The 14,908-nt window shown below is 47.9% G+C and carries 13 protein-coding genes; 5 read left to right on the forward strand and 8 right to left on the reverse strand.

Annotated features, from left to right (window positions below):
* The first annotated feature begins 18 nt into the window (after positions 1-18).
* The gene (locus tag ACX9NY_RS17985) at positions 19-966 is read left to right on the forward strand and encodes an iron-hydroxamate ABC transporter substrate-binding protein (protein WP_339259189.1); all 948 of its coding nucleotides are present in this window, start codon (positions 19-21) and stop codon (positions 964-966) included.
* 133 nt (positions 967-1,099) lie between these two features.
* Here ACX9NY_RS17985 and ACX9NY_RS17990 read toward each other — a convergent pair whose 3' ends face one another.
* The 4 genes from ACX9NY_RS17990 to ACX9NY_RS18005 form a co-directional block, all read right to left on the reverse strand.
* Entirely contained in the window at positions 1,100-1,522 is a 423-nt protein-coding gene (locus ACX9NY_RS17990) for a macro domain-containing protein (protein ID WP_472474155.1), read from the reverse strand.
* A 47-nt stretch (positions 1,523-1,569) separates the two neighbouring features.
* Positions 1,570-2,493: a TIGR02452 family protein gene (locus tag ACX9NY_RS17995; RefSeq protein WP_472474157.1), complete on the reverse strand. Its 924-nt coding sequence runs from the start codon at positions 2,491-2,493 to the stop codon at positions 1,570-1,572.
* On the reverse strand, positions 2,486-2,971 hold the full coding sequence (locus ACX9NY_RS18000) for an NADAR family protein (RefSeq protein ID WP_342572031.1): 486 nt from the start codon (positions 2,969-2,971) through the stop codon (positions 2,486-2,488). Before ACX9NY_RS18000 ends, ACX9NY_RS17995 begins: the two co-directional genes overlap by 8 nt.
* 92 nt (positions 2,972-3,063) lie before the next feature.
* Entirely contained in the window at positions 3,064-4,002 is a 939-nt protein-coding gene (locus ACX9NY_RS18005; RefSeq protein ID WP_472474159.1) for an NUDIX domain-containing protein, read from the reverse strand.
* Between the two features lie 240 nt (positions 4,003-4,242).
* On the opposite strand from ACX9NY_RS18005, the gene ACX9NY_RS18010 reads away from it, so the two are divergent.
* The 3 genes from ACX9NY_RS18010 to ACX9NY_RS18020 all read left to right on the forward strand — a co-directional run bounded on the left by ACX9NY_RS18010 (position 4,243) and on the right by ACX9NY_RS18020 (position 8,392).
* Positions 4,243-4,677, forward strand: coding sequence for a MarR family winged helix-turn-helix transcriptional regulator (locus ACX9NY_RS18010; protein ID WP_339240032.1), 435 nt, complete (start codon positions 4,243-4,245; stop codon positions 4,675-4,677).
* Positions 4,678-4,779: 102 nt separating this feature from the next.
* Positions 4,780-6,567, forward strand: coding sequence for an ABC transporter ATP-binding protein (locus ACX9NY_RS18015; protein ID WP_472474161.1), 1,788 nt, complete (start codon positions 4,780-4,782; stop codon positions 6,565-6,567).
* Positions 6,551-8,392, forward strand: coding sequence for an ABC transporter ATP-binding protein (locus tag ACX9NY_RS18020; protein WP_472474163.1), 1,842 nt, complete (start codon positions 6,551-6,553; stop codon positions 8,390-8,392). The genes ACX9NY_RS18015 and ACX9NY_RS18020 overlap by 17 nt, the downstream gene beginning before the upstream one ends.
* A 368-nt stretch (positions 8,393-8,760) precedes the next feature.
* On the opposite strand, the gene ACX9NY_RS18025 is transcribed toward ACX9NY_RS18020, so the two are convergent.
* A complete protein-coding gene (locus tag ACX9NY_RS18025; RefSeq protein ID WP_472474165.1) occupies positions 8,761-10,332 on the reverse strand; it encodes an ATP-binding protein in 1,572 nt (523 codons plus the stop codon).
* 258 nt (positions 10,333-10,590) lie between these two features.
* Here ACX9NY_RS18025 and ACX9NY_RS18030 point away from each other — a divergent pair, with 258 nt between their 5' ends.
* Entirely contained in the window at positions 10,591-10,926 is a 336-nt protein-coding gene (locus ACX9NY_RS18030) for a hypothetical protein (RefSeq protein WP_342572026.1), read from the forward strand.
* Positions 10,927-11,164: 238 nt separating this feature from the next.
* Here the strand turns inward: ACX9NY_RS18030 and mglC are convergent, their stop codons facing one another.
* The 3 genes from mglC to ACX9NY_RS18045 all read right to left on the reverse strand — a co-directional run bounded on the left by mglC (position 11,165) and on the right by ACX9NY_RS18045 (position 14,841).
* Complete coding sequence (gene mglC, locus ACX9NY_RS18035; protein ID WP_076214373.1) at positions 11,165-12,184, reverse strand: galactose/methyl galactoside ABC transporter permease MglC; 1,020 nt, start codon at positions 12,182-12,184, stop codon at positions 11,165-11,167.
* A gap of 15 nt (positions 12,185-12,199) precedes the next feature.
* Positions 12,200-13,705 carry a sugar ABC transporter ATP-binding protein gene (locus ACX9NY_RS18040; protein ID WP_472474167.1) on the reverse strand — a complete coding sequence of 502 codons (1,506 nt, stop codon included), beginning with the start codon at positions 13,703-13,705 and terminating at the stop codon, positions 12,200-12,202.
* A 74-nt stretch (positions 13,706-13,779) separates the two neighbouring features.
* Positions 13,780-14,841, reverse strand: coding sequence for a galactose ABC transporter substrate-binding protein (locus ACX9NY_RS18045; RefSeq protein ID WP_036606548.1), 1,062 nt, complete (start codon positions 14,839-14,841; stop codon positions 13,780-13,782).
* Positions 14,842-14,908 lie beyond the last annotated feature (67 nt).

Genomic DNA, 14,908 nt, shown 5'->3' on the forward strand with positions numbered 1-14,908 from the left:
AGGAGAATGTGACTACCCATGTTAAAGAAAAACCTTATGCTTGTCATGAGTATCTGTCTGGTGCTTGTGCTCGCTGCCTGTGGAACGGCCAATAACTCGTCATCTGCTTCTGGTGGTTCATCCACGGATACTTCAACCAACAATCAGGACAACAGTGCAGGTTCAGGGGAACCACGTATTGCCTCCATGTCGATCCATCTGACCAATGATCTGCTATCACTCGGGATTACGCCAGTTGGTTCTGTTATCGGTGGTGAAGCCAAAGGCTTCCTGTCTCACGTTGCTGATCAACTTCAAAATACAACGCCACTTGGTCCGGTTAAAGATCCGGATATGGAAGCTTTGCTTGCTCTGAAACCCGATGTAATCTATCTGGACGAAGAATTCTCGGGTGATGATATTGCCAAGTTCGAAAAAATTGCTCCGGTGCATGTCTTCAACCTGGATGACGGTACATGGCGTGATCATCTGAAAGACATTGGCAAACTCGTGAATCGCGAGAAGGAAGCCGAGCAGTACATTCAGGACTACGCGACCGAAACGGAAGAAGTGAAATCTCTGATTCATGACACGATTGGTGATGGTACCGTAATGGCGATTCGTGTTACTGCCAAAGAATTGCGTGTGTTCAGTACACGTCGTCCCATGGGTCCCATTTTGTATGAGGATCTCGGTCTGACTCCTGCCAAAGGCATCACAGATATCGATTCAACGAAACCGTACCAGGTCGTCTCCCGTGAAATCTTGCCGGACTATGATGCAGATGCAATCTTTGTGGTTGTGAATTCGGATGATGAAGCCCAAACCATGTTTAAGGAGCTGCAAAACAATCCGATCTGGCAAGGTCTGAAAGCAGTCAAAGCCGGTCATGTCTACCCGATTGGGGCACAACCTTGGCTCGATTACTCATCGATTGGTAATAAAATGGCCATGGATGAAGCCAAAGAAATGTTCTCCAAAAAATAACAAAAAAAACCTCACTTTGAAATCGGAACAACGTTGGTATGAATCATACTGACGCTCTATTCCGGTCAAAGCTGAGGTTTTTTGTTTTGAATCTGTCAGCAGGCTGCGATCTACCCTTTTCCACTCTTCGTACTCACACTGTACAGACAATAATCTCAACATCCGTATCAGCAAAAGTTGCCTGGATAATTGGACTGACCTTCTCCCACTTCAGCCTGTCCAACCCGCATCCTATTCGGGGCATCGCCAGTTTCGTAATCCCTTCCATCACACATACGTCCCGCATGGATTCTACCGCATTCGTCAATGATTGGTACGTCGGCTTATTGGAGAACTTTGCCTTGGTGACCAGATTGAGCGTCCGGCCTACCGGATAACATCGTCCAATCTCAAGCGGCTCTTGTTTGGCCTGTTCTTGTAGATTCTCCAAACCGAATCGTTCGCGGAACTGTACCGCAATGCCCTTGCCCATCCTTGCATCGGCTGATATGCAGTGCGCAAGCGAGTAATCATCTCCCAGATCAAACAAATCCTGCTGTCTCTCATGAAATTGCATGTCATCTCTCTCCTTTATCCTATTTACACAGATCCTTATTTTATTTATTAGACCTCTGCCAAAATACGTTGAAATGCCTTTAATGTTCTCTGACCTGCTGATCGATCATATACGGCAAATACAATACGTTCAAAGGCGTCCTTATAAGCCTCTCCCACTAACACATCATGAAAATACTTCGCCACTACTGCCGGTTCATTACGAAATACGCCGCAACCGTACGCACCCAGAACAATCGTGCGGTGACCATTCGCAACAGCCACATCCAGAATATAACGGATGCGTTCCTTCATCACCGATTCAATCTGTAAATCATCCGCTTCTCCACGCTCTTTCACCACACCCGCATTCACCGCCGGCGCAGTAATGAATGAGCATACATAATATTTATCCAGCAGCCTGTCTTCATCATCACGGATCACCGGAACATCCGGTGAATAGATCATATAATGCGAATAGAGAGCCGATCGCTGTTTGCGATTGTAATCGTACATTTCATTCATTTGTGCGATGCACGGGTATAGTCCTGTCGCTCGGGCCAGACTCTCTTCCTGTGCCTGACTTCCGCCAAGGAAGCCACCGCCCGGATTTTTCGCTGATGCAAAGTTTAGACAGACCACATCTTCTCTTCCTTCAGCTACCGCCAAACGTGAAGCGGCTCCAAGTGTAGTCTCGCCAGTAACTTCAATGCGACCCAATGCAGCTTGAACTTCAGATGATGGGGTAGCGAGTTGAATTCCAACCTGAGCTTCTGTACGACGTTTTTCTCTGAGCGCGGACAATGCTGCTGGAGGGTATAACACCGAATTTCGGATGGCTTGCTGCACATCGGTACCGATCCCAACCTTGCGATCATACCCATTTACGTAATGCCCTTCATCCAAAATAGCTAACGTCTGCTGTGCGATATTAGCCCGCTTGGAACGTGAATTGGAGCCACCATTGCCAGTTGATCTAATAGAATTACTCATCTGAATCACTTCCTATATCTTGTCTTAGACGGGTCAGAATCTCACCCAGCCAATTGGTTCCCCGCCATGTTCTTCGATTGCGAATGCGCGGGTCTTCCTCCGCCAGTCCCACACCCCAGATGCGATCATCCGGGCTTGCTTCCACAAGGGTCGTTCCACGAGTGGCGCGCAGCGCGGTTAGCAGTTCTTCGTTTTGTGTAAATTTGGCCAAATTGCCCTCGTAAACGATGCGCTGGCACTCAGCTTCCCATAACGTCTGGTCGAAACCTGCGACCTGTCTGCCCAGCTTTTTTTGTACCGAAGCAGAGCTTGCCTTCAGAATCTTGTCTGCCATGGTCTGATCCCCAAACAGCAGTGCTTTCTGATGCATCATGTATTGCTCCGCACTCGTGTAGTGAACCCCGTTAACGGTAAAGTCCGCCGGGTGCCACTGTGAGAACGGAGATGCTGTCCGCCAGAAAAACGTAAACTTTTCCATCCATATCCCCTCTTTACTTGCTCCTCATGTATACAACGATCCGGGCCTCTGGCCTGAATCACTTCGTACGAGTTCATTGGTTCCTACCGTTTCTATGGTGTATGCCTCTCTGGATTCAATCTGTATAAACGTGATGGTCGATGACCGGCACTGCTCGCATATTCTCCCGTCTCAATGACCCAATCGGTGATTTTGCGCCGGAAAGCAGCAGCCAGCAGCTTTTTGCCACTAATGATCTCATGTACTTTCTGAAGTGCAGTCAGTGTGAACGTCTCCGGCATCAGATTGAATGCAATATCCGTATACTCGATCTTGGATCGCAGACGCTCAAGTGCATAATGAATGATTTTGGCATGATCAAATGCAATCCCCTGAACCTCACCCAAGGTCATACGATGGCTCCGTACTTTTCCTTCTATCGTTTCTTTTGTCTCAACAATGGCTGACAACTCTTCTGTTCCATTGGTCAAAATCAACTGCAGCCTGCGTTCTGTCACACGTCCACGCTCATGGATATGGCGCTTCTCTTCCAGAAGACGCTGCTCCACCCGAAACCAACTGGCTTCACTGGCATCATCACCGGCCTCAAGCTCCAGCTCGCTGCTATCCACCAGCGCCATATAGGAACAGCTGATAACCCGTGTACGTGGATCTCGATCGACATCTCCCCAGGTGTACAGTTGCTCCAGATAAATATCATCCAGCCCCGTCTCCGTCAACAATTCCCGCCGAGCAGCATCTTCCAGTGATTCCTGCATGGAGACAAATCCGCCCGGTAACGCCCACTGTCCCAGATAGGGATGGCCGCCTCGACGAATCAGCAGCAACTGGAGTTCGGGTTCCGCGAGCTTGCGATAATTATCCTGAGCTTCACTGCGGATCGTAAATACCAACATGTCCACGGTGACGGAAGGACGTTCATAATCGCCAGCATCATAGCTGTCCAAAAACTGTTCTTCACTAATATGTGCCTGATCCTGATGCTCCTGGTAATCGGGAGCATTTCCTCCAGAGGAACCTTCGTTAGTCATACGATATAAACCCCATTCTGTTATTAACATTTTGTTATTAACAATTAGATAATATCAATTTATCACATCGTTTTATCTCAGGTCAATATTTCCAATCCAAAATTAATGATCTGTATTCACTTGACGATATGTCAAATCAAACTTAAAATTTAGTTAGTCGACTAACTAAATGATGTGTTCAAAAATGTCTAGTTTTCAGTACCGAGAAGATGAAATGAAGGTAGAAATGGAGCGGATGATATGAACCCAGTCCACAATGATCGGTTAATGGGACAGCTATCCGAACTCGTGAAACTCAAACGTTACAAGGTTCATGAGAAACTTGTGAACCATCCCGAGTTATACCCGGGGCAGCCCCCTTTGTTGTTCCAGCTTGAACGGGAGGATGGCCAATCCCAGAAAAAACTGGCCGAACAACTTCAGCGCAGCCCCGCAACGGTAACCGTCATGCTCAAACGCATGGAAACATCCGGTTATGTGAGACGTGAAGCAGACCCGAAGGATCTGCGCAGTCTGCGGGTATACCTGACGGATCAGGGACGCTCCGCGCTGCAAGAATTGAGGATCGTGATTCAGGAGTTGGAACAGCAGGCTCAGAAAGATTTTACGCCGGAAGAATCCGAGATCATGTCTGCACTTGCACAGCGTATGCTCCAAAACCTGCGTGAATCCTGAGGTGATGCAAACTCTCGATATCGCTAATAACAACTGGCTTGAAGCAGCTAAAGGTTGATGAAATTGATTTACTTATGCAATTAAAACTGAGGTGATTTCCTATTGTGGACGTTAAAACGATTCTTGACACCGTATAAGTCAGCGGCGATCATCGCCCCGCTACTCATGGTACTTGAGGTAACCATGGATCTGCTCCAGCCCAAGCTGATGTCCAGCATCGTGGATGATGGTGTACTTGCAGGAAATCTGTCCCATATCGTAACTACAGGTCTGATCATGTTACTTGTTGCGTTAATCGGCTGGGTTGGCGGCGCAGGCTGCACACTCTATTCAAGCAAAGCTGCCGTAGGATACGGCACGGACCTGCGTCAGGAACTGTTTGATCATATTCAGACCTTCTCCTTCCGTAATCTGGATACGTTTCAGGAAGGATCTCTGATTACTCGTCTGACCAGTGATATTACACAGATGCAAACTTTTGTACAGATGCTGCTGCGGATGTTTATCCGTTCGCCGATGCTGATCATCGGTAGTATCATCATGGCATTTACAATTAGTGTGAAGCTGGCTTTAATTCTTATTGCCACTGTGCCGGTACTGTTTATTATTTTATTTATTCTGATAAAAGCTTCCTATCCGCTGTTCGCCAGTGTTCAGAGCAAGCTTGATCAGGTCAACGCCGTGCTCCAGGAGAATCTTGCCGGCATCCGTGTCGTCAAGGCGTTTGCACGTGCACGTCTGGAGAAAAAGCGGTTCAAGCAATCCAACGAAGATTATACTTCAACCGCCCTCAAAGCCTGGCGTATAGTCACGCTGAATGCACCCGTGCTCAGCTTGATGCTGAACGCTACCATTGTAGCGGTGCTGTGGTTCGGAGGTTTCCAGGTAGTTGGAGGCGATATTGCTGCCGGAGATCTGATTGCTTTTATCAACTATGTCACGGTTGTACTCTCATCCCTCACGTCGATCGGCATGATGATGATGAGTTTCTCCCGAGCCAAGGTATCTGCCGCCCGGATCAACGAGGTGTTACATACACAGCCGGATATTCAATCAGGAAGCGATAACTCCAGGATTGTACAGTCACTTCCGTCTACCCGTGACCACCAGAGATCATCCCGTCCATCTCCTGTCGTGTCGCGCACAGCTGGTCAAGTGGAGTTCAGGGACGTGTCTTTCCGTTATGACGGAGACCATGCACTCTCTGGCATTAACCTGATCGCTCGCCCGGGTGAGAAAGTGGCCCTGATCGGTTCCACAGGTTCAGGCAAAACATCGCTGGTGCAGCTGATTCCCCGTCTGTATGATGCTTCGCAGGGTGAAGTGCTCGTGAATGGAGTGAACGTACGCAACTGGGATCTTCAGGATCTTCGTAGCCGTGTGTCCATTGTGCTCCAGGAATCCATTCTGTTCAGCGGCAGCATCCGGGATAACATTTGCTTTGGACGGCCCGGTGCAACAGATGCTGAATTGCGAGCTGCGGCACAAGCTGCGGCTGCGGATGATTTTATTATGAAACTGAAAGACGGGTATGACACGGAACTGGGTCAGCGCGGAGTCAATCTGTCCGGTGGGCAGAAACAACGTATATCCATTGCACGTGCCCTGCTCATGCGACCGGAAGTGCTGATTCTGGATGATAGCACCAGTGCTGTGGATCTGCGCACAGAAGCAAGTATTCAGAAGGCATTGCAATCCTTGATGAAAGACAGTACCACCTTCTTGATTGCACAGCGGATCTCCTCCGTGAAGGATGCAGACTGTATATATGTTATTGATGAAGGACAGATCGTTGCCAGCGGCACACATGATGACCTTATGGCTCATTCATCTCACTACCAATCGATCTATTATTCGCAGCAACGGAAGGAGGATGTTCAATTTGGCTAAACCTGCCTCTTCCTCCATACAACAAACGGTCGTGCCTCCCATCGGAAGACCCGGACCAGCGGGCAGAGGACCTGTTCCCAAAGTCAGAGCCAAGAATGCTCGCCACGCCCTGATTAGGGTATGGTCATACATGGGACGTCATCGCAAAGGAGTTATTGCTGCATTGGTGCTGACCGCTCTCGGAACACTGCTCAATCTGGCGGGACCTTATCTTCTCGGCCGTGCCGTTAATGAACATATCGTTCCCAAAGTAACAGCGGGTTTGCTGAAAGAATGTCTCCTCTTGCTGAGTGTTTATGTCCTTGGCTCACTCCTGATGTGGGCTCAATCCTATGTCATGATTGGTGTGTCCCAACTGACCGTTAAAGATCTGCGTCATGCGTTGTTCTCCCGACTGCAAGAGCTGCCTGTCAGCTTTTTTGATAAAAATCAAAGCGGGGATCTGATGAGCCGGGCCACCAATGATATTGACAATGTATCTACAACGCTGAATCAAAGCGTAACCCAGTTGATGTCCAGTGCCATCCTGCTCGTTGGCTCTTTGTCGATCATGTTCGCACTTGATGTTCGGCTTACCCTGCTCAGTCTGGTGACGGTACCCTTAATTACCATCGCCACTCGTCTGATCGCGTCAAGAACACGCAAACATTTCACCGCCCAGCAAAAATTGCTCGGTGAACTGAATGGGTATGCTCAGGAAACCATTGCTGGACAGAAAGTCGTAGCGGCTTATAACCGTCAGGATCAGGCACATCAACATTTTGAGAACCTGAACGAGAAACTTCGTACATCCAGCACCCAGGCCCAGACTGTTTCGGGTTTGGTTGGGCCTACGATGAACGTGATGAACAATATCGGTTTTGCCATACTGGCTTCTGTAGGTGGATGGATGGCTTATCATGATCTGACGTCCATCGGATTAATTGTCAGTTTTCTCGCATACTCCCGCCAGATTGAGCGACCGCTGAGCGATCTGGCCAATCAGTACAATCTGATTCAGGCTGCCATTGCGGGTGCTGAACGTGTGTTTCACATCATGGATACGCCTGGCGAATATGTGGAGGAACAGAAGAAACAACTGGATCAGATTCAAGGTAAAGTTGTATTTGAGGATGTGTCCTTCGGGTACAGTGCGGAACGAGACATTCTGAAGAAGGTCAGTTTTACTGCAAAACCTGGCGAGATGATTGCACTTGTTGGCCCCACTGGCGCAGGTAAAACGACCATTATCAATCTGTTACCCCGTTTCTACGAGATTACAGGCGGACGGATTACCATTGATGGATGTGACATCTCGGAACTGGAGAAGGATCAACTCCGTCGGCAACTCGGCATTGTACTTCAGGATGCCTACCTGTTCTCGGGTACCATTCGCGACAATCTCGCCTACGGCAAGCCGGATGCAACGGATGAACAGATCAGGCAAGCAGCTATGCTCGCAAATGCACACTCATTCATCCGCAAACTGTCACAGGGCTACGATACCCCCATCATTTCCGGGGGAAGCAATCTAAGCCAAGGACAACGACAGCTGTTGACCATTGCCCGGGCAATTCTGGCTGATCCGGCCATTCTTATTCTGGATGAAGCAACAAGCAGCATTGATACGCGTACTGAGATGAAGATCCAGGAAGCGATGCGGACGTTAATGAAGGATCGTACCAGCTTTGTCATCGCCCACAGACTGAGCACAATTCGTGAAGCCGATCAGATTCTCGTCATTAATGATGGACAGATCGCTGAACGTGGAAGCCACGACGCATTGATGCAGCAACAAGGATTCTACTATCAGTTACATCAGGGGCATCTAAATAAGTCGAACTAAAGCGTGTGGGGCGAGCTCTAACGAATCTGAGGCGTCTTATTCAAGCTTTTGAAGCTCCTTCAGAAATCTAAGGAACCAGAGCCACGTTATATCCGAGTAAACAGGCGTTTTCAGCGTTTTTTTCATGTTTTTTTGGGAAATAACGTGTCTGAAGTTTCTTACAAATTAAAGTAAGGACCTGAGGGCCAAATAAGACGTCCTATGTTCCTTAGAAATTAGCTAAAATGATCTGAACCGATGTGGTTTGTGCACAATAGTTTATTCGAAATACAAAACGCCGCATGGGGTTCTTCAATCCCAATGCGGCGTTTTTTTGTTTTTTTTTAAATGAAAGCATGCTGCTACTGTCCCAAAATTTGATATACGCATTACGTCTCCATTGGCAGATGAAGCGTGAAGGTTGAACCAACCCCCATTTCGCTATGGACAGTGATTTTGCCATTGTGATCCTGAACGATTTTCTGGCAGAGTGCAAGTCCCAGTCCCGTCCCTTCTTCTTTGGTTGTATAAAAGGGATTAAAGATTGTGGATAGCGAATTTTCCGGAATGCCGCTTCCTGTATCTGTAATGGAAATGAGTACGGCGTCTCCTTCCTGTAACAAATCCATATGAACCTCGCCAGGGTCTGTCATTGCTTCAAAGGCGTTACGAATCAGATTGATCAATACCTGCACAATCTTATCCCGATCCATGTTGATTACGACTGGCTCATTCGACATTTCAAGTGTAATTCGATGTCCACGGGATGCCGCATCTGACTCGGTCAAAGACATCACCCGCTCAAGGCAGTGACCCAATTGTTCCGGCTTCATATGATTGGCATGAGGTTTCGAAAACTGTAAAAATTCGGCCGTCAGATCGGTCACTCTCGTCACCTCACCCATAATCACTTCATACCATGGTGCGATATTAAATGCTTGTCCACGTGACAGCTGCAGGAATCCTCGAATTGCGGTAAGCGGGTTCCGAATTTCATGAGCCATCCCCGCGGCCAATTCACCTACGGCCCTTAGTCTTTCGGAACGAAATACTTCTTCTTCATTTTTCAGCCATTTGCTGCGCTGTTGTTGAAGCAATCTATCCTCGGCCACCGTCATAAAGTGCTGCAACGAATTCGACATTTCCGGGTACAGGGAGATACTATAGCTTACTTGGAGTCCTTGCAGCTGAACGGACAACAATGACGACATTCGTTCTTCCACATCCTGTATCTCCGGCAAAACGACCGCGAATCGATCTCCTGCATACCGGGATATGCCATAGGCCTCGGTGAAATGATTGCTTATCATCTGGCCTGTGCCTGTGATTACCGTACACCAAGGATCTTCTAAAGCTTTTTTATAACCGCTAAAGTTATTAACGTTCAAAAGGATAAGCAAAAAAGAACGATGTTCTTCTACTGCCTTATTTAGCATCTCCATGTACCCTTCGTAATTCAACAGTCCGGTCAGCGGATCATGGAGGGTGAGGAACCGATTTTTTTCCCGAAGTCTGCGCTTCTCGGTCTCACTGTTAACCAAGGTATGATATAAAAATATAATGACAATAGAGGTTAACAAATCAAACATGGATACCAGCAATGCATATGCATCTATAGGCACATAGGAAAGGCGAATCACCGTATATTCCAGCATAAACAGCAGTGAAATGGGCAAGGTTTGCGCTACACGCTGTTTGCCCTGAATCATGGAAAGGATGAGCATATAATACAACATGTTGCACCAGTTCAGCTCACTGAAATAATGGAATGTTCCGAGAAAAATCCATTGAAATTTCCTAAGTACAGGATATCTTCTCTCCCCATAAATACTTGCTACCAATAAAGTCCCCGAAAGCAACATGATTGCCAAATGAGGGGTAAGCCTTAGAACATAAGAGGACAGAATGACAAGCAAACAGCCCAGTGGGAAAATTACCATTTTCATCGTGTAACTTAGCAAATAGCCTCGCCCCCTTTGACATAAAACTCACATCAAACAACTTATGTACATGTATTATATCGATTATGATTAGCTGATGTTGTCGATTAATGGAGGCTGGTCAAATTCACATGAATGTATAATTTATGAAGGCAATAGGACATATGATGTAATTGTAATCGACAAAAGTGAAACAATTCCTCTACGCATGGTTAGTATTGTGTTACAATACATTAATGGATTAATTTAGGATAAATTCTTGGTTATGGAGGATATCATATGACTACACAACGCAAACCACTGGGCTTCGGGACGCTTTCTCTGCTCGTACTGACGATGGGTCTTGCCTTTAACTTTCCATGGGGCAAAGCCAATTTTATGATCAGTCATTACCTTTTCAACTTAATAAACATACCTATTTATAGCAATGGAACTCAAGGACTTCACATTCCATTTGTAGTAGCAGCCCTCTTCTGGATTCCAGCCTTCCTGATCGCCAAAAAATATCGTGCGCATTATGGCACAAGTGTTGCCCGTAATGTGGCCGCATTTATGCTGGTATTTTGTATTATTGGTCCTATAATTACTGTCGTAGATTGGTTTGTAAATGCATAACGCTTAAAGCCAGCTCTCTATATCCCGAGAGCTGGCTTTTTTGCTGCTTTACCATATAAGATGAACAAATTGTTTACACGATAACGTAGAGGACAGAAATAACCTGAAGAAGCGGAGCGTGCGCCTTTATCCCCGGATTTTCACTTCTGTTAGAAGGGAATCAAAAAATCTGGGGATAACAGCGATCAGAAGGTTGTTCTGTCATCGGAGTGACTGGTGTAACCTTTTCACGTTAATCTTATTTCTTCGCCATATACTTACGGATGTCAAAAGCCACCGCAGCAACAATGATCAATCCTTTGATAATCAATTGCCAGTACGGACTTACACCGATAAACGTCAGACCATAGTTAATGACCCCGAAGATCAGCACACCCGCCATAACTCCAGGTACCGTTCCAATACCACCCGCCGTTGATACGCCACCTACCACACATGCGGCAATCGCATCCAGCTCATACATATTACCGTAATTGTTTGTTGCTCCGCCCGTTCGGGCTGCCTCAAGCACACCACCCAGGCCATATAACGCACCCGCAATGGCATACAGGGCAACCAGGTTGCGGGCCACATGAATTCCGGATACATGCGCTGCCTGAATGTTACCGCCGATGGCATACATATTTTTGCCGAGACGTGTTTTGTTAAAGATCACCCAGCAAATTAAAGCCACCGCAATAGCGATAAGGACAATATACGGGATGGAATAACCCCCGCCCAGATCAATGTATCCAGAGCCAATGACGGTAAAATCAGGTCTTAATCCTCCGATCGGCTGTGACTGGTTGGGTTCCGTATCAAAATAGATGGAGTTCAGTCCATACACGGCAACCATTGTACCCAGCGTTGCGATAAAAGGGGGCACATGTAATTTGGCGACAATCAGTCCATTGACCAAACCCACGAATAGACCTGCGGTGATTCCAACCAGAATCGGCAACAACACCGGCAAATGGGGCAGATCGGGGAAGAAGCGGTTCGCATACTCATCAATTTGCAGCATCGATGCCGATACAACAGCCGTCAGACCAACCACCCTTCCCGCGGACAGATCGACCCCACCCGTGACGAGGATAAAGGCTGCACCGAGTGCAATAATGGCCCGTGTGGAGGATTGCTGTAAGATGTCCCGCAGTGTAGAGAAGGCAAGAAAATTCGGATCGGCAATAGCTATACCAATGATGAGCAGAATCAATACGATAAAGATGGCGCGTTGTGTTACATAATTTTTCACTTGATTGATCATCTGTGTGTTCATCTGTTTCCCTCCTGACTAAGCCATCCGCTGCTGAGCGGCCAGCCTCATAATATCCTGCTCTGTTGCCTCGGCTCCGTCCACGATTCCGGTTAGACGCCCTTCACTCATCACCATAATGCGATCCGACATACCAAGCAGTTCAGGCATCTCCGAACTAATCATAATAATGCTTTTGCCCTGACGAGCCAGTTCCGTAATTATGGTGTAAATCTCGAACTTGGCCCCTACATCGATTCCACGTGTCGGTTCATCCAGCAACAGAATCTCCGGATCAGTCAGCAACCAGCGGGCCAACAGAACTTTCTGTTGATTACCGCCAGACAGGTTTCGAATCAGCGTGTTAACTGAAGGCGTTTTGGTTCTGAACTTCTGCGTCTGTTCCCGTGCTTCTTCCCGTCCCTTTTTCTCATCCAGCAAGCCCACGCGATTGCGGTAGCGCCCCAGACTGGCAATGATCGTATTCTCATACACCGACAACACGGGGAATATTCCTGTAACCCTTCGTTCTTCCGTGAGCAACGCGATATTATGACGTTTCGCTGCTGCGGGGGAATTAATCTTCACCTTGCGCCCATGAATCGAAATCGTACCTGAAGCGAGTCCGCGCAGTCCGAACAAGGATTCCATCAGTTCTGTCCGCTGTGCTCCAACCAAGCCGCCAATACCGAGCACTTCACCTTTTCGCAGCTCAAAGGATACATCACAAAACGATTTGGACTGGTTGGATGTCAGACCCTCGGCCTTTAATATCACTTCACCAGGTACGTTGGTGCGTTCCGGGAAACGTTCATCCAGATCACGACCCACCATGCGTGTAATAATCAGATCTGTCGTTAAATCCGCAGCATCCCAAGTCCCGACAACGAAGCCATCACGCATGATTGTCACTTCATCCGAGATCGTCAGGATCTCCTCCATCTTGTGGGAAATGTAGATAATGGACACCCCCCGACTGCGTAGTTCATTAATAATGGCGAAGAGTTGCTCCACTTCCTTGCCTGTCAGGGAAGAGGTGGGTTCATCCATGACAATAACTTTGGAATTGAATGAGACCGCCTTGGCGATTTCCATCGATTGTATCTTGGAGACAGACAATGTTCCCGCTTGAGCCTTCGGATCAATATCCAGATTCAGGTCCTTAAACAGAGCCAGTGTATCGGAATACATCCGTTTCTCATCCACCAGTATTCCCTTCATCGGAAAACGCCCCAGCCAGATATTCTCCATCACCGGGCGATGCGGGACCGGATTCAGCTCCTGATGAATCATGGATATGCCTTGCTGAAGTGCCGCCTTGGAATTCGAAATATCCACATCCTTTCCTTCGATGCGTATCGTTCCTTCATCCGGATGATACATCCCGAACAGACATTTCATTAGTGTGGATTTGCCCGCTCCATTCTCTCCCATCAAGGCGTGAACCGTTCCCGGCTTCACTTTCAATGTGACCTGACTTAGTGCCTGCACACCAGGAAATGCTTTCGAGACTCCATTCATCTCCAGCAGGTAAGGTGACTCCATCTTGGTTCCTCCCTTCCATATGACCAGCAAAAAAGGGACGTTACCCGAATGTCGGACGTCCCTGTCTCGTGCTGTTATTGGGCGTCGGCAATGTTGTCTTTGGTAATCTTTTTGTATGCAATCCAGACGTATTTACCATCGGTAATATCGTATTTGGTATTTTCCTTCGTTGGTGTTTCACCTTTGGCTAGTACGGAAGCCAGTGCCACCGTGGCTGCCCCCTGATTCTTGGCATCATTGAGCACCGTGCCCAGCATCGTTCCATCCTGTAGAGCCTGAATGGCTGGAGCTGTTGCATCCACACCTACAACCGGCATCGATTTGCCATCCTTGAAGTATCCGGCTGCTTTCAATGCCTCAATGGCACCCAAGGCCATGTCATCATTGTTCGCAAGAACGGCTTCAATCTTGTCGCCGTGGGATGCCAGGAACGCTTGCATTTTCTCCTGACCCTTCACACGGTCCCACATCGCCGTGTCTTCCGCCAATGCTTCCACTTCGATACCGGCATCCTGGATGGCCTGAACCGAATATTTGGTCCGAAGCTCTGCATCCTGGTGACCCGGTTCCCCTTTCAGCATGACGTATTGCAGTTTGCCATCGCCGTTTTTGTCGGCTTCCGGATGTGCCTTCCAGTAGTCCACAATCAGCTGTCCAGAGATCGTACCGGACTCCTCCGCTTTTGCTCCTACGTAGTACACTTTATCCCACTTGTTCATATCTTCAGCCACGGGCTCACGGTTAAGGAAAACCACTGGAATGTTCGCTGCCTTAGCCTTGTCAATAATGACACCTGCTGCCGTCCGGTCCACCGGATTCACGGCCATGGCATTGTATTTCTTGGACACAAACAGATCGACCTTCTCGTTCTGGGTTGGCTGTGCATTCTGGCTATCCACAATATCCAGAGTCGCAACACCTTCCGCTGCTGCGGTCATCGCATTACGTACCCCCGTCATGAATGTATCATCGAATTTGTAGATGGCGACACCAATCTTGGGCGTTTCCGTCCCGGCTGCTGTTTGGCCTCCTGTATCTGTTCCTGTACTTCCACCTGCGCTGTCTCCACCGCTACTGCAACCCGCCGCCACAACCATACATGCTGTAATCAACAGTGTCATCCATGTTTTCTTCATATCCTAATGACCTCCCCCAAGTTCATTCGGCTTAACCGATGTCTTTATTATGAAAGGGTTTACATTA

It is taken from the genome of Paenibacillus sp. CB74, assembly GCF_055687625.1.

Bases quoted from the DNA above. Each gene is read 5' to 3' on its own strand.
- ACX9NY_RS17985 (WP_339259189.1), top strand. From the start codon at position 19: ATGTTAAAGAAAAACCTTATGCTTGTCATGAGTATCTGTCTGGTGCTT.
- ACX9NY_RS18030 (WP_342572026.1), top strand. From the start codon at position 10,591: ATGACTACACAACGCAAACCACTGGGCTTCGGGACGCTTTCTCTGCTC.
- ACX9NY_RS18010 (WP_339240032.1), top strand. From the start codon at position 4,243: ATGAACCCAGTCCACAATGATCGGTTAATGGGACAGCTATCCGAACTC.
- mglC (WP_076214373.1), bottom strand. From the start codon at position 12,184: ATGAACACACAGATGATCAATCAAGTGAAAAATTATGTAACACAACGC.
- ACX9NY_RS18040 (WP_472474167.1), bottom strand. From the start codon at position 13,705: ATGGAGTCACCTTACCTGCTGGAGATGAATGGAGTCTCGAAAGCATTT.
- ACX9NY_RS17990 (WP_472474155.1), bottom strand. From the start codon at position 1,522: ATGCAATTTCATGAGAGACAGCAGGATTTGTTTGATCTGGGAGATGAT.
- ACX9NY_RS17995 (WP_472474157.1), bottom strand. From the start codon at position 2,493: ATGAGTAATTCTATTAGATCAACTGGCAATGGTGGCTCCAATTCACGT.
- ACX9NY_RS18005 (WP_472474159.1), bottom strand. From the start codon at position 4,002: ATGACTAACGAAGGTTCCTCTGGAGGAAATGCTCCCGATTACCAGGAG.
- ACX9NY_RS18000 (WP_342572031.1), bottom strand. From the start codon at position 2,971: ATGGAAAAGTTTACGTTTTTCTGGCGGACAGCATCTCCGTTCTCACAG.
- ACX9NY_RS18045 (WP_036606548.1), bottom strand. From the start codon at position 14,841: ATGAAGAAAACATGGATGACACTGTTGATTACAGCATGTATGGTTGTG.
- ACX9NY_RS18020 (WP_472474163.1), top strand. From the start codon at position 6,551: ATGTTCAATTTGGCTAAACCTGCCTCTTCCTCCATACAACAAACGGTC.